1 pseudogene is annotated in these 284 nt (G+C 40.8%); it reads left to right on the top strand.

The features are described 5' to 3' along the window. Positions 1-284: pseudogene (locus C1G53_RS12290) on the top strand (hypothetical protein); the annotation flags it as partial.

Here is a 284-nt window from a genome sequence, read left to right as displayed (position 1 = left end):
AATTATATTTCTATCGGCTCAGATATTTATCTCTACACAGGTATCACCTCAGCAACTGCTGATTCATCCAACCTTGGATTTATTCTTGTCAATATGAGAACTCGTGAAATTACCAACTACAAATTGGCTTCGGCGACTGAAACAGCAGCGCAGAAGTCTGCAGAAGGTGAAGTGCAGGAAAAAGGCTATAAAGCCACTAATCCAAGCCTAGTTAAGTTGGCAGATACAGCCTACTATTTAGTATCCTTGAAAGATGATGCCGGCTTGGTTAAATCATACGCTCT

Source organism: Streptococcus suis (assembly GCF_002960445.1).
Classification (GTDB): domain Bacteria; phylum Bacillota; class Bacilli; order Lactobacillales; family Streptococcaceae; genus Streptococcus; species Streptococcus hyiners.
The sequence above is the reverse complement of the archived record's forward strand: the minus strand, read 5'-3'. Positions and strand labels throughout refer to the sequence as shown.